This window comes from Amycolatopsis sp. FDAARGOS 1241 (genome assembly GCF_016889705.1).
Classification (GTDB): Bacteria; Actinomycetota; Actinomycetes; order Mycobacteriales; family Pseudonocardiaceae; genus Amycolatopsis.
On record NZ_CP069526.1, the window covers coordinates 7,814,357 to 7,835,000 of the forward strand.

Annotated in this window: 19 protein-coding genes and 2 rRNA genes (1 of these 21 only partly in view); 5 read left to right on the forward strand and 16 right to left on the reverse strand. The window is 68.9% G+C overall.

Annotated features, from left to right (window positions below; all coding sequences use genetic code 11):
- Positions 1 to 10: 10 nt before the first annotated feature.
- Positions 11 to 961, forward strand: coding sequence for a hypothetical protein (locus I6J71_RS37955; RefSeq protein ID WP_204091260.1), 951 nt, complete (start codon positions 11 to 13; stop codon positions 959 to 961).
- Between the two features lie 348 nt (positions 962 to 1,309).
- On the opposite strand, the gene I6J71_RS37960 is transcribed toward I6J71_RS37955, so the two are convergent.
- The 6 genes from I6J71_RS37960 to I6J71_RS37985 form a co-directional block, all read right to left on the reverse strand.
- The gene (locus I6J71_RS37960; RefSeq protein ID WP_204091261.1) at positions 1,310 to 1,492 is read right to left on the reverse strand and encodes a hypothetical protein; all 183 of its coding nucleotides are present in this window, start codon (positions 1,490 to 1,492) and stop codon (positions 1,310 to 1,312) included.
- Positions 1,489 to 2,964, reverse strand: coding sequence for a methyltransferase domain-containing protein (locus I6J71_RS51395; protein WP_370542027.1), 1,476 nt, complete (start codon positions 2,962 to 2,964; stop codon positions 1,489 to 1,491). Before I6J71_RS51395 ends, I6J71_RS37960 begins: the two co-directional genes overlap by 4 nt.
- 118 nt (positions 2,965 to 3,082) lie before the next feature.
- The gene (locus I6J71_RS37970) at positions 3,083 to 3,340 is read right to left on the reverse strand and encodes a hypothetical protein (protein WP_204091262.1); all 258 of its coding nucleotides are present in this window, start codon (positions 3,338 to 3,340) and stop codon (positions 3,083 to 3,085) included.
- Positions 3,337 to 3,681, reverse strand: a complete 345-nt coding sequence (locus I6J71_RS37975; protein WP_239154148.1) for a WhiB family transcriptional regulator — start codon at positions 3,679 to 3,681, stop codon at positions 3,337 to 3,339. The genes I6J71_RS37970 and I6J71_RS37975 overlap by 4 nt, the downstream gene beginning before the upstream one ends.
- Positions 3,682 to 3,830: 149 nt before the next feature.
- Positions 3,831 to 4,091 carry a hypothetical protein gene (locus I6J71_RS37980; RefSeq protein ID WP_204091263.1) on the reverse strand — a complete coding sequence of 87 codons (261 nt, stop codon included), beginning with the start codon at positions 4,089 to 4,091 and terminating at the stop codon, positions 3,831 to 3,833.
- 210 nt (positions 4,092 to 4,301) lie between these two features.
- Entirely contained in the window at positions 4,302 to 6,392 is a 2,091-nt protein-coding gene (locus I6J71_RS37985; protein WP_204091264.1) for an ATP-dependent DNA helicase UvrD2, read from the reverse strand.
- 64 nt (positions 6,393 to 6,456) lie between these two features.
- Between I6J71_RS37985 and I6J71_RS37990 the strand changes: the two genes are divergently transcribed.
- Together I6J71_RS37990 and I6J71_RS37995 are read left to right on the forward strand one after the other, a co-directional pair.
- Positions 6,457 to 7,185 carry a DUF4191 domain-containing protein gene (locus tag I6J71_RS37990; protein WP_204091265.1) on the forward strand — a complete coding sequence of 243 codons (729 nt, stop codon included), beginning with the start codon at positions 6,457 to 6,459 and terminating at the stop codon, positions 7,183 to 7,185.
- Between the two features lie 324 nt (positions 7,186 to 7,509).
- Complete coding sequence (locus tag I6J71_RS37995; RefSeq protein WP_204091266.1) at positions 7,510 to 7,965, forward strand: helix-turn-helix domain-containing protein; 456 nt, start codon at positions 7,510 to 7,512, stop codon at positions 7,963 to 7,965.
- Positions 7,966 to 8,335: 370 nt separating this feature from the next.
- Here I6J71_RS37995 and I6J71_RS38000 read toward each other — a convergent pair whose 3' ends face one another.
- A complete protein-coding gene (locus tag I6J71_RS38000) occupies positions 8,336 to 8,809 on the reverse strand; it encodes an RDD family protein (RefSeq protein ID WP_204091267.1) in 474 nt (157 codons plus the stop codon).
- A 174-nt stretch (positions 8,810 to 8,983) separates the two neighbouring features.
- On the opposite strand from I6J71_RS38000, the gene glnA reads away from it, so the two are divergent.
- Complete coding sequence (gene glnA / locus I6J71_RS38005; RefSeq protein WP_204091268.1) at positions 8,984 to 10,408, forward strand: type I glutamate--ammonia ligase; 1,425 nt, start codon at positions 8,984 to 8,986, stop codon at positions 10,406 to 10,408.
- Here the strand turns inward: glnA and I6J71_RS38010 are convergent.
- The 7 genes from I6J71_RS38010 to I6J71_RS38040 form a co-directional block, all read right to left on the reverse strand.
- Positions 10,332 to 11,183 (reverse strand): hypothetical protein, encoded by an 852-nt coding sequence (locus I6J71_RS38010; RefSeq protein WP_370542028.1) that lies wholly within the window; start codon positions 11,181 to 11,183, stop codon positions 10,332 to 10,334. The two genes, glnA and I6J71_RS38010, sit on opposite strands and share 77 nt — an antisense overlap.
- 82 nt (positions 11,184 to 11,265) lie before the next feature.
- Entirely contained in the window at positions 11,266 to 11,901 is a 636-nt protein-coding gene (locus I6J71_RS38015) for a class I SAM-dependent methyltransferase (protein ID WP_204091269.1), read from the reverse strand.
- Positions 11,901 to 12,329, reverse strand: a complete 429-nt coding sequence (locus I6J71_RS38020) for a thioesterase family protein (RefSeq protein ID WP_204091270.1) — start codon at positions 12,327 to 12,329, stop codon at positions 11,901 to 11,903. The genes I6J71_RS38015 and I6J71_RS38020 overlap by 1 nt, the downstream gene beginning before the upstream one ends.
- 9 nt (positions 12,330 to 12,338) lie before the next feature.
- Positions 12,339 to 15,314: a bifunctional [glutamine synthetase] adenylyltransferase/[glutamine synthetase]-adenylyl-L-tyrosine phosphorylase gene (locus tag I6J71_RS38025; protein ID WP_204091271.1), complete on the reverse strand. Its 2,976-nt coding sequence runs from the start codon at positions 15,312 to 15,314 to the stop codon at positions 12,339 to 12,341.
- Positions 15,315 to 15,369: 55 nt separating this feature from the next.
- Entirely contained in the window at positions 15,370 to 16,500 is a 1,131-nt protein-coding gene (locus tag I6J71_RS38030; RefSeq protein WP_204091272.1) for an inorganic phosphate transporter, read from the reverse strand.
- A gap of 94 nt (positions 16,501 to 16,594) precedes the next feature.
- The gene (locus I6J71_RS38035) at positions 16,595 to 17,344 is read right to left on the reverse strand and encodes a type 1 glutamine amidotransferase (protein WP_204091273.1); all 750 of its coding nucleotides are present in this window, start codon (positions 17,342 to 17,344) and stop codon (positions 16,595 to 16,597) included.
- Positions 17,341 to 17,763: a rhodanese-like domain-containing protein gene (locus I6J71_RS38040; protein ID WP_204091274.1), complete on the reverse strand. Its 423-nt coding sequence runs from the start codon at positions 17,761 to 17,763 to the stop codon at positions 17,341 to 17,343. The genes I6J71_RS38035 and I6J71_RS38040 overlap by 4 nt, the downstream gene beginning before the upstream one ends.
- A 109-nt stretch (positions 17,764 to 17,872) precedes the next feature.
- Between I6J71_RS38040 and I6J71_RS38045 the strand changes: the two genes are divergently transcribed.
- Positions 17,873 to 18,352, forward strand: a complete 480-nt coding sequence (locus I6J71_RS38045) for an Lrp/AsnC family transcriptional regulator (protein WP_370542029.1) — start codon at positions 17,873 to 17,875, stop codon at positions 18,350 to 18,352.
- A gap of 96 nt (positions 18,353 to 18,448) precedes the next feature.
- Here the strand turns inward: I6J71_RS38045 and rrf are convergent.
- Both rrf and I6J71_RS38055 read right to left on the reverse strand, forming a co-directional pair.
- Positions 18,449 to 18,565: ribosomal RNA gene (gene rrf / locus I6J71_RS38050) — 5S ribosomal RNA — on the reverse strand.
- A gap of 81 nt (positions 18,566 to 18,646) precedes the next feature.
- A 23S ribosomal RNA gene (locus tag I6J71_RS38055) occupies positions 18,647 to 20,644 on the reverse strand; it runs 1,115 nt beyond the window's last position.

Genomic DNA, 20,644 nt, shown 5'->3' on the forward strand with positions numbered 1-20,644 from the left:
TCCTCGAACCATGACGACTACGACAAGCACCCGCGCCGTTGCGTTGAGTGATTTGAGCGCGTTCGCCTCCGCCGCCGGCGTGATCGACTTGAAGCGGTTGCGCAGCGCGGGGGTCTCGAACCGAAGAGCCGCACGGCTGGCCCGGCCGGGCGGACCGTGGCGTCGCGTGTACCCCGGCGTGTTCCTGATCCAGGACAAACCGCCGACCCGATTACAGCTGCTGCACGCGACGATCGCCCGCTACGGCCCCACGGCCGTGATCACGGGAGCGGACGCGCTGCGGGCCCACGGCGTCGCGCACCCGTGCACCGACGAGATCCACCTGCTCCTGCCGCACTACCGCCGCCCGGGCTCCGAACACGGCGTGCTCACCTCCCGCACGGCCCGCCTGCCCGAGCCCGTGGTGATCAACGGCCTGCCCTACACGAGCCCCGCGCGCGCCGCCCTCGACCTGGCTCGCCGCGAGATGGACCCGGCCGCCGTCGAGCGCCTCGTGACGCTCCCCTTGCTCTGGGGGCTGTGCGACCGCGCCGAGCTCGTGACCGAGCTCGACGCCGGCAACCAGCGCGGCTCCGCGACCGTCCGCGCGGTGCTCCGCGCGCTCGACGACCACGAGACCTTCGCCCACGGCCACGCCCTCCGCATCCTCCGCGAGACGCCCCTGCCGGCCCCGCAGTGGAACGTCTCGGTCTGCGACCGCCGCGGCCGCCGCATCGGCACCGCCGACGCGTGGTGGGACGAGGTCGGCCTCGCCTGGCGCTACCGCACCGCCGCCGGCCCCACCGACTTCAGCCACCTCGCGCTCACCGCCACGGGCACGGTCCTGATGCGCTGCACCCCCCAGCAACTGCACGACACCCCGAAGGGCGTCGCCCGCGAACTGGTACGCGCGTACACCCAGGCGGCCCGCACCCCGCGCCCGAAGGTCCACGCCGTGTACCGCTCGGGAACGGCCGCGTAGCCGTGGCGCCCCGCTCCCCGGTACCCCACCGGTCGCTCCGGACGGTTGCCGCGCGCCCGGCGTGCTGCGGACGGGCGCGTGCTGCTGGCCAACCACAAGCCGTCCGCACGTGCGCCGCTGCGGTCGAGCAAGCCGGTCGACTGACCACACGCAGCTAACCGGTTAACACCGGTCGGGTACGCCGCTCGCCGGGCCGACCGCCCACCGGCGTGCGTCGCCTCGTGGCCTGCGCGTGCCGGTGGGCGGTCGGCCCGTGGGCGGCGGGGCGTGAGCCGCGGTGATCGTGCGGGTTGCCCGCGGTGGGGTCGGAGCGTCAGGTGGAGAAAGTGAGGTCGGCACCGGGAAAGATCACCAGTATTCGTCGGGGAGTTTGGCTTCGATGTCGCGGACGTGGTCGCGGACGCAGTTCGGGCAGAGCCAGCGTTCGCGGCCGTCCTCCTTGGTGGAGACCCAGGAGAGGAGGGCCAGGGGGTCGGGCTCGCCGGAGCGGGTGCGGCTGCAGCGGGAGCACGTGGCGTCGGGGGCGGTCACGGGCGCCGTCCACAGTGGACGGTTTTCGCGCCGGTGAGATAAAGGTCACGACGGGCGGCGAGGTGGTGGGGGCCGTCCGGGTCGAGCAGGGAGGTCAGGGTTTCGCGATCGTCCGGCGTGAGGTGCTCGCCGCCGAACTCGAAGATGCGGGTGATGCGGTGGACGACGTAACCCGCCAGCATCGCGGGCCCGGGCGAGGGGTGGTGTACGAGCGCGCCGAACGAGTCGACGTCGGTGAGGCCGGCGTGCTCCAGTGCTGCAGACCAGCCGTATGGCATCGCGACCGCACCCTCGATGCCTTCGCGCATACCGATGAACCACTCGGCCTGCGCTGCCAGCAGCCGATCTTCGAGCCCCGGTCGGCCGATACCCAAATCCCAAGGCAGGCAACGAAAATCCAGCCCACCCTCGGCGAGCGCCACCAGCCCGCCCGCCTTGGCGACCTGCGCGAGAGTCCCCACGGCCGCCTGCTGATCCGGCAAATGGTGCACCACGCGCGACGCCCACACCAGGTCTGCCGCCGGCAAGGACTCCGGGAGCGCCGCATCGGCGAGGTCACCAAGCACGGTCCGCACCTCGACGCGCCCAGCACCGGCTGAGCCGGCGCCAGCCGCGGACACCAGGCCGGATCCGGAGTCGGCCACACCCGTGCCAGCCGAACCGGCAGGCGCGTTCCCGGCGTCGGTGTCGAAGCCCTCGGCCACACCCGTAGCAGCCGAACCGGCAAACGCGTCCTCGCCGCTGGCACCAACCCCCTCAGCCACACCCGTGCCAGCCGACCCGGCAAACGCGTTCCCGGCGTCGGCGCCAAATTCCTCGGCCACACCCGTGGCAGCCGAACCGGCAGGCGCGTTCCCGGCGTCGGTGTCGGAGCCCTTAGTCACATCCGTCGCAGCCGACCCGGCAAACGCGTCCTCAGCCCCGGCATCAAGCCTGCCGACCTCAGCCGCCCCGGCCGAACCGGTAGGTGCGCTCCCAGAGCCGGCGCCAACCCCCTTGGCCACGCCAGTCGCGGCCGAATCGGGAGGCGCGACCGCGTCCGTAGAGCCAACCCCGTCGACCGCACCCGTCGCAACAGAACCAGCAGGCGCAATCCCAGCGCCAGAACCGACCCCCGCCGCGCCGACTGCGGATGTGGCAACAGAACCGGTAGCCGAAGGGCCGCCCTCCACGGCAGCCTTGACCGTTTTCTCGGCTACGGCGAGCAGTCTCGGCGTCGCGTCGACTAGGACGAGGGTGCCGCCGCCGTGGGAGGCCAGGGCGCGGGCGAAGTGGGTGCTCATTCCGCCGGCGCCGCAGCCGAGGTCGACGATCGTGGCGCCGCGCGGGAGGGCCGCGACGAGGCGGCGGGCGATCGCCGACTGGGCGCCGGCGTCGAGGGTGTCGGCCGTGCGGAGCTGGGTGAGCCGGTCGGCCCAGTCGATGTGGTCGTGGGTGTGGCTGCGGGAATGGCTGTGCTTGTGAGCGGACACAACCCTCATTCAACACCCGGCCGTCGCCGCTGAAATGGCGGCCGCGCGGTGAACTCCGTGCAAATTCGAGGAAAAAGCCGGAGAGCCGGCCACCGAAGTGACCGGCCCTCCGTGCGCATCAGTCCTGGAACCGGCGCGACCGGTCGGCCGCCCACCGGGCGACGCGGGCCCACCGGCGCGCGGCGCGTGCGCGACGCCAAGGGCGTTGCCCTTGCACTGCTTCCTCCAGATCCCGTATTCGGGCCCTGGACAGTTCTTCGTGAAGCAACATTTCGCTGGTCTCCTGAGTGTCGTTCTGCTGTGGAAGCGGCTGCGCGCGATCCGGTTCGCGGGTGCGCGCCTCGTAATCGCGGATGGTGATCAGCTCGACGGTCATGCGGCGGCGCTCCCGGCAGCGGCAGCGGGCTCGAGTGCGGCGTTCTTGCGCGGACGGCCACGAGGCCGCTTCCGCGCGATGACGACACCGCGCTCGAAGATCTCGCCACCCCAGACCCCCCACGGCTCACGCCGGGCAAGGGCACCCGCGAGGCAGGCCTCGCGGACGGGGCAGTCGGCGCACAGGGACTTGGCGCGCTCGAGCTCGGCCGGCGACTCGGCGAACCAGAGGTCTGCGTCGCGGGAACGGCAGGGCAGCTCGAGCTCGGGGGCGGCGACCCCGTCGAGCAGGTCGCCGATACCGAGGTCGAACCCCTCGGCGAAGGCGATGGCGGACGACATTTCCGTGCTCCTCTTCATCGTTGCGGTGGTTTTCGAACTGTCGATCGAACTGGACAACTTGTTCCTCGGGTTGTGCAGCCAAAAAACACGAAGGCCGCGGATCCGGTTACCGGTTCCGCGGCCTTCGTGAGCCTCGTGTCCTGACTAGGTCAGGAACTTCGCTCCCGTAGCGACAACGGAACACGGAACTGCTTGATGGTCGGCAGATCGACATCGACCTGCGGGTACGCGCCAACGAAGGCAGCGTTGGCCAGGGTGACCTCGACCGAGGCCCACGTACGCTCGTCGACCCGGCGAACTCCACCGAGGTGAGCACTCGTGGACACACCGGTGCCCTGGCGCGAAGCGGGAATGAGTCCGCAGCCGGACAGACCGGTGCCAGGGTTCGTGAGCGTCATGTTGCAGATCATTTCACCGGCACCACCTTTCGCTGTCCGGACGTTGCCGCACCGGGCGGCACTCGTCAACATGGATCCCCAGACCGGGCTCTTCCCACCCGGGTACGTGCAGGTTATTGCCCCTGCGAGACGGGGGCAACTCATTTTCCCGAAAACTCGCCGAAGCTACGAAGATCGCGTTGGAGCAGCGGGTTCGCCGCATCGATCAGGGTGCGGACGCGGTCAAGACCGCATCGTCGAGCGGACCACGTCGAGCACCTCCGCGCCGAAGCGTTCGAGCTTCGTCGCGCCGATGCCGGAGATCGACACGAGCGCTCCGTCGTCGGTCGGTCGCTGTTCGGCGATCGCCATCAGCGTCGCGTCCGTGAACACCACGAACGCCGGCACCTTCAGCTCCCGCGAACGCTCACCACGCCACGTCTTCAGCTTCTCGAGGAGTTCTTCGTCCACTGTGGACGGGCACTTCGAGCACCGTCCCAGCTTCACCTCCATCGTCTGCAGCAGCGGCCCGCCGCAAAGCCGGCAACGCGCGACCTTCGTGCCCGCCGGCGACGCCTGGTGTGACCGCGCGACGCGGGCCGCCGGGTGGTCCTCCGGGATCAACCCGTAGAGGAACCGGCTGCGCCGCCGGTTGCGCCGGCCGCCCGGGGTGCGCGACAGCGACCACGACAGCGACAGGTGCTCGCGCGCCCGCGTGACGCCGACGTAGAACAGCCGGCGCTCCTCTTCGATGGCCGCGTCGTCGCCGTCGGCGTGGAGGATCGGCATCGTGCCCTCGGACAGGCCGACGAGGAACACCGCATCCCACTCCAGGCCCTTCGCCGCGTGCAGCGACGCCAGCGTGACCCCCTCGACCGTCGGCGGGTGCTGGGCCGCCGCGCGCTGGTCGAGTTCGGCGACCAGCCGCGGGAGGTCGGCGTCCTCGACGGCCGCCGAAAGCTCCTCGGCCAGCTCCACCAGCGCGAGCAGCGCGTCCCACCGCTCCTTCGCCGCGCCGCCCGCCGGCGGCTGCTCGGTGAGGCCGACGCGCGCGAGCACCGAGCGGACTGTCGTGACCAGGTCAGCCCCGGCGGGATCGCCGGACGCGACGCGCAGCGCCGACATCGCCTGCCGCACCTCGGCGCGCGCGAAGAACCGTTCGCCGCCGCGGACGAGGTACGGGATGCCGGCTTCGGTGAGCGCCTGCTCGTAAGCCTCCGACTGCGCGTTGACGCGGAACAGCACCGCGATCTCGCTCGCCGCCACTCCCCCGTCGAGCAGCTCGCGCACGCGCCGCGCGACGGCCGAGGCCTCCGCGGACTCGTCGTCGTACTCGGCGAACCGCGGCTCTGGCCCGGACTGCCGCTGGCCGACGAGCTTCAGCCGCGAGCCCGCCGGTCGCCCGCGCGCGGCGCCGATCACCCGGTTCGCGAGCGCGACGACCTCGGGTGTCGACCGGTAGTCGCGCTCGAGACGCACGACGGTGGCCTCGGGGAAGCGCCGCGTGAACTCCAGCAGCGGTCGCGGCGAAGCGCCGCCGAACGAGTAGATGGTCTGGTTCGCGTCGCCGACGACGGTGAGGTCGTCGCGGCCGCCGAGCCACGCGTCGAGCAGCCGCTGCTGCAACGGCGTGACGTCCTGGTACTCGTCGACCACGAAGCAGCGATAGCGGTCGCGGAACTCCGTCGCGACGGCCTCGTGCTCTTCGAGTACTGCCGTGGTGTGCAGCAGGAGGTCGTCGAAGTCGAGGACCTGCGCGGAATTCTTGAGCTCTTCGTACAGCCGGTAGACCTGCGCGACCTGGGCGACCGGCGCCGGGGTGTCGCGCTGCGTGCGCGCCGCGACGGCCGGGTAGTCGTCCGGCGACACGAGCGACGCCTTGCTCCACTCGATCTCGCTCGCGAGGTCGCGCAGCACCTCGACCTCCGTGCTCAGCCGCGCGCGCTGGGCGGCCTGCGCGACGAGCCGCATTTTGTTGTCGACGAGGTCCCACGGCCGGTCGCCGACCACGCGCGGCCAGAAGTAGCGCAGCTGCCGGCGCGCGGCGGCGTGGAACGTGAGCGCCTGCGCGGCGTCGACGCCCAGACCGCGCAGCCGCGTGCGCATCTCGCCCGCCGCGCGCGCGGTGAACGTGACGGCGAGCACCTGCCCGGCCGCGACGTGACCCGACCTGACCAGGTGCGCGATGCGGTGGGTGATCGTTCGCGTCTTGCCCGTCCCGGCGCCGGCGAGGACGCAGACGGGTCCGCGCGGCGCGGCGGCGGCGGCACGTTGCTCGGGGTCGAGCCCGTCCAGGAGGCTCGGACGGCTCTTCGGAGACGATGCGCTTGCCACCCCGCGATCCTCGCAGAGGGGGCCGACGGATTCGTGGCAGGGCACGCGGCCGTATCCTGGTTAAATGGCGGGTAAGCAGGACAAGGAAGCGGCCAAGCAGGCCAAGGCGGAGAAGCGCGCGGCAGGCAAGGCCCGGCGCGGTCAGCTCTTCGAGGCGTTCAAGATGCAACGCCGCGAAGACCCGATGCTGATTCCTTGGATGGTCGGCTCCATCGTGGTCGTCGCCGGCCTGCTGTTCGGCGTCGGGTTCATCTTCAACATGCAGTGGGCGCTGCTGCCGCTGGGCATCGTCCTCGGGGTACTGCTCGCCGTGATCATCTTCGGCCGCCGCGTGCAGAAGACGGTGTACACGAAGGCCGACGGCCAGCCCGGCGCGGGCGCCTGGGCGCTGGAGAACATGCGTGGCAGCTGGCGCGTGACACCCACCGTCGCCGCGACGACACAGCTCGACGCCGTGCACCGCGTGCTGGGCGCGCCCGGCGTGATCCTCGTGGCGGAGGGTGTGCCGCACCGCGTGAAGACCCTGCTGGCGCAGGAGAAGAAGCGCGTGTCGCGCCTCATCGGCGACACCCCGATCTACGACTTCACCATCGGCAACGACGCCAACGAGGTGCCGCTCAAGAAGCTGCAGAGCACGCTGATGAAGCTGCCCCGTAACCTCAAGCCCCCGCAGGTCGACGCTCTCGAGGCCAAGCTCGCCGCCCTCGGCAACCGCGGCGCGGCCATGCCCAAGGGCCCCATGCCTGCGGGCGCGAAGATGCGCAACGTGCAGCGGACGATCCGCCGACGCTGAGCTGAGGTTTCCGCCGCTTTCGAAGAGGCCTCCGGGGTTGGTTCCCCGGGGGCCTTTTGGTGTCGGGGGTGGCTGTGGTGGCTTGGTTTCGGGGCTCCGGGTGGCCTGCGGACGGAAGCTGTCCACAGCGTCAGCGAGTTGTGGACAACTCAGCGCTCAAGTCGGCCTGACCACGGGTTTTGCCGGGGGCGGCCGATAGAATGGACGTGGGGACGCCCCCCTTGGGAGGGCGGGGGCTGCGTCCCGGCGGGGGCTGCGTCCCGGCGGGGGCTGCGTCCCGGCGACGGCTGCGTCCCGGCGAAGGTCGCGATCGAGCCTCGGGTAGTGGATCTCGAGATCCTGATCGGTGTGGCCGGGCTGTGCGGGAGGAACGAAGGACCTGCGGTGCGCTGGGGAGCTCGGGTCCAGGCATTTGGGCACCAGGAAAGCGGGCCGCCGGGTCGGGATCACGGCCGGAGGGCGAAACGCTCGCGGGCCGCTGCGGCGCCGACGGTTCCGGCATCGGTGTCGTCGCGGTTCCTTGAGCCTGCACGAGCGGATCCTGATCGCCGACCGGGGTCTGTCAGCTCGGGAGCATCACTGCGGGCGATCGCCGCCTGGCTGCGGCGTGCGGTCTCCACGATCACCCGGGAGCCGCACCGCAACCGGCAACCCGATGGCAACAACGCCCAGCCGCATGCCGCCCATCAGCTGGCCACCGATCTGGAGCCGCGGCGGTCGTTCACGATGGGCCAGCAGCTGCTGGAGTCCGCAGCAGATCATCCGCTGCCTGCGCTTTGATCGCCCTGATGGCCCGGACCGGCACGTGACCTGCGAACCGATCTACCCCGCCCTCTACCGTCCAGGCCCGAGGTGGCCAGCTGGCTGACTGGAGGATCGCGCGCCGGCCCCGCACGCGCGCGGATCAGCCGCGAGCGTAGATGCGATCGAGACGCTGATCGGCGACGAGCAGGACATCGCCGCCGCCGAACTCGAGCGCGACCGCAGCCGAACGCATGACACAGTGACTCACCACCGATCAGCAATCGTGGTGCAACCAACGCTGGAAACCGCCGGCGGGCGAAGCTGTGTCCCGGCAAGGCGAAGACACGCGAGAACCCAGCAACAACCAGACCAGCCGAACGGCCGGCCACCGAAGCCAGGGCAGAACTCAGCGCATCCGGATGACGACAGTGCCGGTCACCCGGTCCAGCCAGCTACGCCCGTCCGCGTTCCGCACCAGAGCCGGCACGATCACGATGGTCAGGACCATCCGCACGATCGCCCGCCAGGGCCCCACCATCGAGCCCCCGTCGAGGCGGGCGACGCGGATGCCGGTGGCCGCCATGCCGGCGGTGAAGCCGAAGAAGGTCACCGGGACGGTCGTGATGACGGCCCACACGACGCCGGCCCACCAGTTGAACGTCTGCATGGCCGCGACGTCCTGCAGGTCGTAGCGGACGAAGAGCGTGGTGATGAGGCCGGCGACCACCAGGTCGACCACGAGGCCCAGCAGGCGCGAGCCGAAGCCCGCGACGGAGCCGACGCCGGATTCGGGCAGGCCGAACGCTTCACCGGGCCACTTGGGCGCGGTCTGACCGCCGGTGCCGGTGCCCGGCAGCCACTCGCCCGTCCATCTCGCCACCCGTCCAGGGTATGCCGGTGGCGTGGGACACATCCGCCCTGGTCGGATAGGGGTGGCGCGCCACCCGTTAACACCGGCGAAACACACGGGTGACGGTCGGGCAACACCGCGCTCTTAGCGTGAGCCGAAGAGAGTAAAGCCGAGCGAGCTCTATCGAAGAAGGAGTCACCGAGGGTGCCCACTACTCCAGACGACATCCAGCGCCTCATCGCCGACGAGAAGGTGGAGTCCATCGACGTCAGGTTCTGCGACCTGCCGGGCGTCATGCAGCACTTCACGGTGCCCGCCAAGGCGTTCGACCTCGAGGCATACGAGGAAGGCCTGGCCTTCGACGGCTCCTCGGTCCGCGGCTTCCAGTCGATCCACGAGTCCGACATGCTGCTGCTGCCGGACCCCGAGACGGCCCGCATCGACCCGTTCCGCAAGGCCAAGACGCTCTCGCTGAACTTCTTCGTGCACGACCCGTTCACGCGCGAGCCCTACAGCCGTGACCCGCGCAACATCGCGCGCAAGGCCGAGCAGTACATCTCCGAGTACGGCGTGGCCGACAACGTGTACTTCGGCCCGGAGGCGGAGTTCTACATCTTCGACTCCGTGCGCTTCGACTCCGCCGAGCACGCCTCGTTCCACGAGATCGACTCGGTCGAGGGCTGGTGGAACACCGGCGCCGACGAGGCCGGCGGCAACCAGGGCTACAAGACGAAGTTCAAGGGCGGCTACTTCCCTGTCCCGCCGGTCGACCACTTCGCCGACCTGCGTGACGACATCGTCCGCCAGTTGCAGGGCTCGGGCTTCGAGATCGAGCGCGCGCACCACGAGGTGGGCACCGCCGGCCAGACCGAGATCAACTACAAGTTCAACACCCTGCTGCACGCCGCGGACGACCTGCAGCTGTTCAAGTACATCGTGAAGAACACGGTTTTCGCCGCCGGCAAGACCGCGACGTTCATGCCGAAACCGCTCGCGGGCGACAACGGCTCGGGCATGCACTGCCACCAGTCGCTGTGGAAGGACGGTCAGCCGCTGTTCCACGACGAGTCCGGCTACGCGGGCCTGTCCGACACGGCGCGCCACTACATCGGCGGCCTGCTCAAGCACGCGCCGAGCCTGCTGGCCTTCACGAACCCGACGGTGAACTCCTACCACCGCCTGGTGCCGGGCTTCGAGGCGCCGGTTTCGCTCGTGTATTCGCAGCGCAACCGCTCCGCCTGTGTCCGCATCCCGATCACGGGCAACAACCCGAAGGCGAAGCGCGCCGAGTTCCGCTGCCCCGACTCGTCGGGCAACCCGTACCTCGCGTTCTCCGCGATGATGATGGCCGGCCTCGACGGCATCAAGAACAAGATCGAGCCGCCGGAGCCCATCGACAAGGACCTCTACGAGCTGCCGCCCGAGGAGGCCAAGAACGTCAAGCTCGTCCCGGGCGACCTGGGCACCGTGCTCGACACCCTGGAGCAGGACCACGACTTCCTGCTCGAAGGCGGGGTCTTCACGCCCGACGTGATCGACACCTGGATCTCCTTCAAGCGCGAAAACGAAATCGACCCGCTGCGGCTGCGCCCGCACCCGTACGAGTTCGCGCTGTACTACGACGTGTGATCGGCGCGGGGCTCCGACCAGGCGGTTCGCCGGTCAGAGCCCCGGCCAGGCCGGCACCGGGCCGTGACGGCCGGCGGGTGGCGGCCCGCAAGACACGGGACGGCGGTCGAGGGGAAAACCCCGACCGCCGTCCCGATTTTTTGTGGATTCGGCGGTCGTCAGATCCGCTCGGCAAGCGGGCTTGGCCTGGACCGGACAGTTCGCCGAGGGTGTCGCCACGTCCGGCGAGGGCCATGAGCAGGGCTTCGCCTGGACCGCGTAGTTCGGGTCCGGAACCGCGGGACCAGTCGAGGTCGGTGGCGACGAGCGTGAGGCCGCGCGCCCGTTGGGGTGCGCCGATCGGCGGCGCGGTCAATGCCAGCCGCAACGCGGTTCGCAGGCGGTCACCGGGTATCTCGCGGGACAGGGCGAGTGGGCGGCGGATGTCCTGCTGATGAATCATCGCGTCCAGGAGCGCGGTCATGCCGCTGCGCGCGGCGGTCAGCCCGCGGGGCCGCTGGTGCGTCCGCAGCAGATCGATCAGTTCGCGTCGGCTGCGGGAGTACCCACGGATAACGATCTCGTGGGTCTCGCTGAGGGTGAACCCGCGGCAGGCGAACCGCTTGACGGCGCCCGCCCAGCTCAGTTCCTCGTAGCTAACCCACACGGTTAAGTCACCACACAGGCTCGGCGCCCCCTGCCGGGGAGTCAGCGTCTCGAGGCAACCGGCGAAGTCGCCGCGTTCCTGCATGGCCATGGTCATCACGTCGGCCGCACTCGGCTCTTGGCTGGTCACCCGGGCACCTCCACCAACCTCCGGATCCGCGTTCAGCGAGGCCCGAGCCTCTCACGGGAGACCGACAGTGCACAGACGCGCGCTAATCCGCGGCAGGCGCTCGCGCGATGACAACGCCGCCCGGCACGCGATCGTCCGGGTTGAGCAGGATCTCCGCCTCGATCGTGAAACCCGCGTCGCGCAGGAGGGCGGAGACGACGGCCGGCGTGCGGCGGTGGATGTGGACGTGCATGGGGTGGCCGCCGTAGCCGGAGGTCTTGAGCGTGGTCTCGGTGCCGACGTGGAAGCCGATCGGCACCACGCCACGCGGCCGCAGCACGCGCCGGAACCCGGCCAGCACACCGGGCACCGCGCAGTCCGGCACGTGGATCATCGACCAGAACGCGAGGACGCCGGACACCGACGCCGCGCGGAGCGTCAAATCCGTCATCGACCCCACCTCGAACCGCACGCCCGGCTGGGCGCGGCGGGCGTACGCGATCATCTCCGGCGACAAGTCGATCCCGAACGCGTCCACCCCCAGGCCGTGCAGGTGGGCCGTGACCCAGCCCGGTCCGCAGCCAATGTCGGCGACCGGCCCTGAGCCTGCCAGCTCCGCGAAGAGGCCCAGCACGGCCCGCAGGTACGGCTCGTCGTCCAGCCGGTCGCGGAGCTGCCCGGCGTAGGCCGCGGCGACCGTGTCGTAGGAGGTGCGGGTGCTCGCCAGCCAGGGTTTCATCACTCGGCCGTCGACAGGACTTTGAGGTTCAGACCGGCGCGCTCGAAGTGGCCGCGCGGGTCCTCGACGAGCTTGCGCCGCACCAGGTCCATGAGGCCGACCGTGCACGTGATCTCCGCCGACAGGGTGCCGTCGAGCTTCACGATGCGGGAGGTCATCCAGAAGACCTTGCCGTCGCCGAAGCTGGCGTCGCACGATACGTCGACGACGTCGCCGCCGCGCAGTTCGCGGCGGTAGACGATGTGGGACTCCAGCAGGACCGGCGCGAGGTTCTGGTCGCGCAGCCGCGCGTCGCCCGCGGATTCGAAGAGCTCGATGCGCGAAACCTCGCCGTAGGAGTGGTAGACGGCGTGGTTCAGGTGCCCCAGCGAGTCGAGTTCGTAGTGGCGCACCTTGATGCGGGTGCGAAACGGTTCACGATCGGTCACGAGCCCACTCTAGGTCTCGTAGAACAGCTCCTCGACCACAGCGTGCGCGCGCCGCGTCACGCGCCGGTAGCTGTCGAGGAACTCGCCCGGGTCGTCGTCCACGGTGTAGCCGAACACGCGCGCCACGGCGGCGAGGTCACGGCCCGAGCCGGGCACCTCGTCGACGGCCTTGCCGCGCACGAGCATCCCGGCGTTGCGCACGCGCGTGGCGAGCAACCACGCCTCGCGCAAGGAATCCACCGACTCCGCGGGTGCGATTCCCGTGTCCGCCAACGCGGTGAGCGCGTCGAGTGTCGACGTCGTGCGCAGGCTCGGTTCTTCGTGCGCGTGCTGCAACTGCAGCAGTTGCACGGTCCACTCCACGTCCGCGAGCCCGCCGCGACCCAGTTTGGTGTGGCGCGTCGGGTCGGCACCACGCGGCAGCCGCTCGGTTTCCACGCGAGCCTTGATGCGCCGGATCTCGCGCGCCTGCGTCGCGTCGAGGCCGCCTCCGGGGTAGCGGATCGGATCGATCACCGCGATGAACCGCTCACCCAGATCCTCGTCGCCGGCGACGAACCGCGCGCGCAGCAACGCCTGCGCTTCCCAGATTTCGCCCCAGCGCTGGTAATAGGCGCGGTAGGAGTCGAGTGTGCGCACGAGCGGTCCGCTGCGTCCCTCCGGCCGCAGGTCCGCGTCGACGAGCAGCGCCGGGTCGGAGCTCGGCGCGCCCAGCATCTTCCGCACGGTCTCGGCGACCGACGAAGCGAACTTGACCGCGTCCGAGTCCGAGACGCCTTCGGCCGGCTCGCAGACGAACAGCACGTCCGCGTCCGAGCCGTACCCGAGTTCCGCGCCGCCAAGACGCCCCATGCCGATCACGGCGACGGTCGCCGGCGTGCGGCCCAGTTGCGCCTGACGCTGCCGGTACGCCGCGGCGAGCGCGCCCTGCAGCACGGCCACCCACACGCTGGAGAGGGCTTCGCACACGGCCGGCACGTCCAGCATCCCCAGCAGATCCGCGCACGCGACGCGCAGGAGTTCGTGGCGCCGCAGCGAACGCGCGGCCGCCACCGCCGCGTTCAGGCCCGGTTGCCGGCGCACGGCCGCGCGCAGCGAGGTCGCCACTTCGGCCGGCTTGCGACCGGTGAGCCTCGCCGGATCACCCAGCAGCTGCAGCACTTCCGGCGCGCGCACGAGCAAGTCGGGCACGAGGTGCGACGTGCCGAGCAGGAACGCGAGCCGTTCCACGACCGTGCCCTCGTCGCGCAGCACCCGCAGGTACCACGGAGTGTCTTCCAGCGCCTCGGAAACCTTGCGGTAGGAGAGCAGCCCGCCGTCGGGATCCGGGGTGTCGGCGAGGAAGTCCAGCAGCACCGGCAGCAGCGCCTGCTGGATCGCCGCGCGCCGCGAAACGCCCGCAGTGAGCGCCTTGATGTGCTGCAGCGCGCCTTCCGGCGCCGCGTAGCCGAGTGCGGCGAGCCGGCTCGCGGCCTGTTTCGTGGTGAGCCGCAACGCTTCCGTCGGCACGTTCGCCACGGATTGCAGCAGCGGACGGTAGAAGACCTTCTCGTGCAGCCGCCGGATGCCCTGCGCGTGGCGGCGGAACTCGGCGAGCAGCTCCTCGCCCTGGCTGCGGCCGCGCGTGGCCTTGATGCCGCACGCACGGGCCAGGACGCGCAGCTCAGCGGTGTCCGTCGCTTCGGGAAACAGGTGCGTGCGCCGCAGCCGGCGCAATTGCAACCGGTGCTCGACGGTACGCAGGAACTCGTACGACGTCCCCATCTCCGCCGCGTCCGCGCGGCCGACGTACCCGCCTTCGCCCAGCGCTTCCAGTGCATCCATTGTGGACGGTGAGCGCAGCTCGGGGTCGACGCGGCCGTGCACGAGTTGCAGCAGCTGCACGGCGAATTCCACGTCGCGCAATCCACCACGGCCCAGCTTCAGCTCGCGTTCGGCGTATTCGGCGCTCACGTGGTCCTCCACGCGCCGGCGCATCTGCTGCACCTCGGTGACGAAGTTCTCGCGGTCGGCGGCCGACCACACCATGGGCGCGACCATCTCCGCGTACTGGCGGCCCAGCTCGGCGTCGCCCGCGACGGGCCGCGCCTTGAGCAGCGCCTGGAATTCCCAGGTCTTCGCCCACTTCCGGTAGTACGCCGTGTGGCCCTCGAGTGTGCGCACGAGCGCGCCGCTCTTGCCCTCGGGCCGCAGCGCCGCGTCGACTTCGAAGCACGCCTGCCCGACCACGCGCATCATCGTGCTGGCCAGCCGCGTCGCGACGGCGAGGTCGCCGGCACCGACGAAGATCACGTCGACGTCGCTGACGTAGTTGAGCTCGCGCCCGCCCGTTTTACCCATCGCGATCACGGACAGCGCGCCTTCGGCCGACGCGCCGACCTCCGCTTCGGCCACGGCGACGCCCGCTTTCAGGGTGGCCTCGGCCAGCAGTGTGAGCTGGCTCGCGACTTCCTTGAACGACGGGTGGTCCAGGCCGGCCTCCACGAGGTGCCCGAGGTCGGCCGCCGCGATGCCGAGCAGCAGCCGCCGGTACGCCGTGCGCAGCGCCTGTTCGGCGCGGTTGCCGGTGAGGTAGGTGCCGTCGTCCTGGCGCAGGTCCTCGAGCAGCCGGTCGGTGAATTGGTCGGGGACGGTGCAGCGGTGGTCGGCGAGGCAGCGCCACTCGCCGGGGTTGGCGGCGAGGAAGTCGCCGAGCGCGGTCGACGTGCCGAGCACCGAGACGAGCCGGCCGCGGAACGTCCGGTTCTCCCTGAGGGTGCGGTCCAGGTCGTGCCAGAGCGCCTCGTCGGCTTCACGGATGCGGTCGATCGTCTGCAGCGCGAGGTCGGGATCCGCGGCGCGCGACAGGGCGGCGAGCACGTCGGTGACGCCGTCGACCGGTCCCGCGGCGTCCCACCAGCCCGCCGCGCGCAACTGGGCGTCGGCCCGGGTGTCGGTGAAGCCGTACCTGGCCGCCGATGCGGCGGTCCGCGCGCGCTCTGCCATCTCCCTCACCGTAGCCGGATCCGCTGCGAGTGGGCAGCCGGGCACGCGTTCGGCGTCAGGCTGCGAGGCGATCGGGTTCCGTGTCGGCGGCCATCGGCTCGGGAACGTGGAAGCTGTGCGCGGTGACGGGCTTGCGGCGCGAGAGCAGGTAGATGCCGATGCCGATCGCGATGCCGGCCACGCCGACGCCGATCGTGCCGGCAGTGCCGAGCGATGCGAGCTTGCCTGCCGCGGCTCCGACGAGCGCGGCTGCCGGCAATGTGAAGAGCCACGCGATGACCATCCGGCCCGCCATGCCCCAGCGCACCGGCGCCTCGTGCCGGCCGACGCCGGAGCCGATGATGCCGCCCGAACACACGTGCGTGGTCGAGAGCGGGAAGCCGAGGTGCGAGGACAGCAGGATCACGGCCGCGCTGCTCGTCTGCGCCGCGAAACCCTGCGGGCCTTCGATGTCGGTCAGGCCCTTGCCGAGGGTGTGGGTGATGCGCCAGCCGCCGAGGTACGTGCCGAGGGCGAGCGCGGACGCGGCGCTGATGATGACCCACACCGGCGGCGCGGAGCCCGTCGGCAAGGTGCCTGCGGTGACCAGCACGAGGGTGATGACGCCCATGGTCTTCTGGGCGTCGTTGGTGCCGTGCGCGAGCGAGACCAGGGACGCCGACACGATCTGGCCGATGCGGAACCCGCGCCCGCCGCGCTTGCGCACGAACACCTTGTAGACGACGTACGTGACGGCGGCCGCCACGACTCCGGCGATCACGGGCGACGCGGCGGCCGGCACGAGGACCTTGTCGACGATCTTGCCGAAGTGGACGGAGTCCGCGCCCGCCGAAACCCAGGTGGCGCCGATGAGACCGCCGAACAGTGCGTGGGACGAGCTCGACGGCAGGCCGACGTACCACGTGACGAGGTTCCACACGATCGCGCCGACGAGCCCGCCGAACACGATGGCGGGCCCGATCTTCGTATCGTCGACGAGCCCGCTGGAGATCGTCTTGGCGACTTCGACGGACAGGAAAGCGCCGACGAGGTTGAGCACCGCGGAGATCGCGACCGCGATTCTCGGCCTCAGCGCACCGGTGGCGATCGAGGTCGCCATCGCGTTGGCCGTGTCGTGGAAGCCGTTGGTGAAATCGAATACGAGAGCGGTGACGATGACGACGACGACCAGCAGCGAGGGGTCCACCCCGACCTCCGAACCCTACGGAAACACCCCTCGCAAGGTACCTGACCTATCGAGTGAATCGTCAACGCTGCGTTAGTGATCAGGACATCATTCGTTAAGCGAGCGGCAACGTGTGTTGATTTTCCGGCGCAGTTGCCAGCTCCCCGGCCGCCAATCGGACGAACCGGTGAGCGAACGGCCGCCAGGTCTCGGCGATGTCCTCGTGCACTGAGATCAACTTCTCCGGCGCCAGCGCCCCCGGACGGATGAGCTCCGCCATGTCGGGCTCGTCCTCGGCCCAGCGGCGCACGAGGTCGGGGGTCGTCTCGATGTGGAACTGGACACCGTAGACGCAGCGGCGCAGCCGGTACGCCTGGTTCTGGTACAGCGGCGCAGATGCGAGCAGCTCGGCGCCGGGCGGAAGGCGTTTGACGACGTCGTTGTGGAACTGGATCACGTCCTGCATCAGCGGCAGGTCGGCGAACAGCGGGTCGGTCCAGGCGGCGTCCTTCTTGGAGACGAGTGAGGGCCCGACCTCGGGCCCGTCCTCGCCGACCGCGACCTGACCGCCGGTGGCCGCCGCGAGTAGCTGGGCGCCGAGGCAGATGCCGAGCGTCGGCAGTTGCTTTCCGGCGGCCTGGCCGAGGAGTTTGCGAACGTCGGCGAGCCACGGGTGGTGCTCGTCGTCGAGCGCGCCCATGCCGCCGCCGAGGCAGATGACGCCCGCGTAGCCGTCGAGGTCCGCCGGCAGTTCCCGCGCGGGCGGCAACCGCACGTCGAGCTCGGCGCCGGCTTCGGTCAGCCAGTCACCGAGCGGGCCGAGGGGGTCGCCGGCGTCGGGTTGGATGATCAGCAGACGTGTCACGCCTCCAGGGTACGGACCGGTGTGATGGTCTCGACGGGGTAGCCGCTCGCCTGCCAGGTGGTGATGCCGCCGGAGAGGCGCTTCGCCGTGAAGCCGAGGGCGGACAGGCGGAGCGCGCCCTGGGTGGCGGCGTTGCAGTGAATGCTTTCGCAGTAGCAGACGTAGACGAGGTTCCGGTCGAGTTCGCGGGCGGTGTCCTCGGTGACTTCGCAGTACGGCAGGTTGATCGCGCCGGGGATCCGCGCGCATTCGTAGGCTTCGGCGCCGCGGCACTCCACGAGCACGTACCCGTCGGTGCGGCCCTCGGCGAGGTCCTGCGCGAGATCGACGGGATCGACTTCGAAGCCGAGCTCGCGCCCGAAGTACGTGACGGCTTCAGCAGAGGTGGGAGTGGAGAACTGGAGGATGCGAGGTGTCATGCCGTTAATCGTCGTCGGGCAGGGGTGCGGATCACAGAGCCGGATCCAGGTGATCGGGTCGGATAGCCTGGGATTCCCTCGTTCGGACTGCGCTTCGCCGGGAGTTTCTGTGGACGTCTTGCATGACCGCTCCGGGAACTTCGCGGGAGACCTGGACGCCACCGACTGGCACTTGCTCGAACTCCTCCAGGCCGACGGGCGCCTCACCTACTCCGAACTAGGCCGCCGCGTGTCCCTCTCCGCTCCGGCCGTGACGGAACGCGTGCGCCGCCTTGAGCAACGCGGCATCATCACGGGCTACTCGGCACAGGTCGACGCGACAAAACTGGGCCTGCCGATCGAAGCGGTGGTCCGCGTCCGGGTTCGCAGCCTCGACGAACCGCGCTTCCGCTCGACCGTCCTGCCGCTGCCCGAGGTCACCTCCGCCGACCACATCACGGGCGACGAGCGCTGGCTCCTGCGCGTGCGCTGCCGCACCACGGGCGAGCTCGAGACGTTCGTCGAGCGGGCCCAGCGCTACGGCGAGACGACGACCGCGCTGGTCTTCTCGTCCCCCGTGGTGCGCCGGCCGATCACCCCACCACACTGACGACGCCGACCAGCCGACCGCCGGGAAACGGTGGCGAATGGAGAAAGGCCCCGGGAGAACCATACGGTTCTCGACCGGGGCCTGACTCGAGGTAACGTTCGGCGGCGTCCTACTCTCCCACAACCCTTCGGTTGCAGTACCATCGGCGCTACCAGGCTTAGCTTCCGGGTTCGGAATGGGACCGGGCGTTTCCCTGGCGCTATAACCACCGAAACACTACGAAACAACACACACCATGTTTGTTTCCACACGGTGTGGTGTTTCAGAGCTGTAGAGTGGATGCGTAACATCTTCGTGGGCAAGTCCTCGGCCTATTAGTACCAGTCAACTCAACAACACATTACTGTGCTTCCATCTCTGGCCTATCAACCCAATCGTCTCTTGGGGGCCTTAACCCACAACGGGGTGGGATACCTCATCTTGGAACAGGCTTCCCGCTTAGATGCCTTCAGCGGTTATCCCTTCCGAACGTGGCCAACCAGCCATGCCCCTGGCGGAACAACTGGCACACCAGAGGTTCGTCCGTCCCGGTCCTCTCGTACTAGGGACAGCCTTCCTCAAGTATCCTACGCGCGCGGCGGATAGGGACCGAACTGTCTCACGACGTTCTAAACCCAGCTCGCGTGCCGCTTTAATGGGCGAACAGCCCAACCCTTGGGACCTACTCCGGCCCCAGGATGCGACGAGCCGACATCGAGGTGCCAAACCATGCCGTCGATATGGACTCTTGGGCAAGATCAGCCTGTTATCCCCGGGGTACCTTTTATCCGTTGAGCGACACCCCTTCCACCAGGAGGTGCCGGATCACTAGTCCCGACTTTCGTCCCTGCTCGACATGTCTGTCTCACAGTCAAGCTCCCTTGTGCACTTGCACTCAACACCTGATTGCCAACCAGGCTGAGGGAACCTTTGGGCGCCTCCGTTACCCTTTAGGAGGCAACCGCCCCAGTTAAACTACCCATCAGGCACTGTCCCTGAACCAGATCATGGCCCGAGGTTCAGATTCCCAATTCGACCAGAGTGGTATTTCAACAACGACTCCACAGCAACTAGCGTCACCGCTTCACAGTCTCCCACCTATCCTACACAAACCGAACCGAAAACCAATACCAAACTATAGTAAAGGTCCCGGGGTCTTTCCGTCCTGCCGCGCGTAACGAGCATCTTTACTCGTAGTGCAATTTCGCCGGGCCTGTGGTTGAGACAGCCGGAAAGTCGTTACGCCATTCGTGCAGGTCGGAACTTACCCGACAAGGAATTTCGCTACCTTAGGATGGTTATAGTTACCACCGCCGTTTACTGGCGCTTAAATTCTCAGCTTCGCGCCGAAGCGCTAACCGGTCCTCTTAACGTTCCAGCACCGGGCAGGCGTCAGTCCATATACATCGTCTTGCGACTTCGCATGGACCTGTGTTTTTAGTAAACAGTCGCTTTCCGCTGGTCTCTGCGGCCACCCACCCCTAGCCCGCGAAGGACTTCAAGGTGTTTGGCCCCCCTTCTCCCGAAGTTACGGGGGCATTTTGCCGAGTTCCTTAACCACAGTTCACCCGATCGCCTCAGTATTCTCTACCTGACCACCTGTGTTGGTTTGGGGTACGGGCCGTGCATGCACTCACTAGAGGCTTTTCTCGGCAGCATAGGATCACCCTCTTCGCCTCAAACGGCTACGCATCACGTCTCAGCCCATTGCCATGCGGATTTACCTACATGACGGCCTACACGCTTACACCAGGACAACCATCGCCTGGCGGAGCTACCTTCCTGCGTCACCCCATCGCTTGACTACTACAACATCAGATCCCACGCTCCACACGACATATCCGTCCGAAGACTTCCACGCCGGCTTCGGGTGGTTAGTATCAACTGCCTCGTCATGGGCGCACATGCTCGGGTACGGGAATATCAACCCGTTGTCCATCGACTACGCCTGTCGGCCTCGCCTTAGGTCCCGACTTACCCTGGGCGGATTAGCCTGGCCCAGGAACCCTTGGTCATCCGGCGGCAGAGTTTCTCACTCTGCATTCGCTACTCATGCCTGCATTCTCACTCCCACACCCTCCACGACTCGCTCACACGGCCGCTTCCCTGGATGCAGGACGCTCCCCTACCCATCCACACCACTACACAATCCCCCGAAGGAGAAAGCGGATGTATTGTGTGAATGACACAGCTTCGGCGGTGTGCTTAAGCCCCGCTACATTGTCGGCGCAGGACCACTTGACCAGTGAGCTATTACGCACTCTTTCAAGGGTGGCTGCTTCTAAGCCAACCTCCTGGTTGTCTGGGCAATCC

Bases quoted from the DNA above. Each gene is read 5' to 3' on its own strand.
- I6J71_RS37955 (WP_204091260.1), top strand. From the start codon at position 11: ATGACGACTACGACAAGCACCCGCGCCGTTGCGTTGAGTGATTTGAGC.
- I6J71_RS37970 (WP_204091262.1), bottom strand. From the start codon at position 3,340: ATGACCGTCGAGCTGATCACCATCCGCGATTACGAGGCGCGCACCCGC.
- I6J71_RS37975 (WP_239154148.1), bottom strand. From the start codon at position 3,681: ATGTCGTCCGCCATCGCCTTCGCCGAGGGGTTCGACCTCGGTATCGGC.
- I6J71_RS37980 (WP_204091263.1), bottom strand. From the start codon at position 4,091: ATGATCTGCAACATGACGCTCACGAACCCTGGCACCGGTCTGTCCGGC.
- I6J71_RS37990 (WP_204091265.1), top strand. From the start codon at position 6,457: ATGGCGGGTAAGCAGGACAAGGAAGCGGCCAAGCAGGCCAAGGCGGAG.
- I6J71_RS38015 (WP_204091269.1), bottom strand. From the start codon at position 11,901: ATGAAACCCTGGCTGGCGAGCACCCGCACCTCCTACGACACGGTCGCC.
- I6J71_RS38025 (WP_204091271.1), bottom strand. From the start codon at position 15,314: ATGGCAGAGCGCGCGCGGACCGCCGCATCGGCGGCCAGGTACGGCTTC.
- I6J71_RS38040 (WP_204091274.1), bottom strand. From the start codon at position 17,763: ATGACACCTCGCATCCTCCAGTTCTCCACTCCCACCTCTGCTGAAGCC.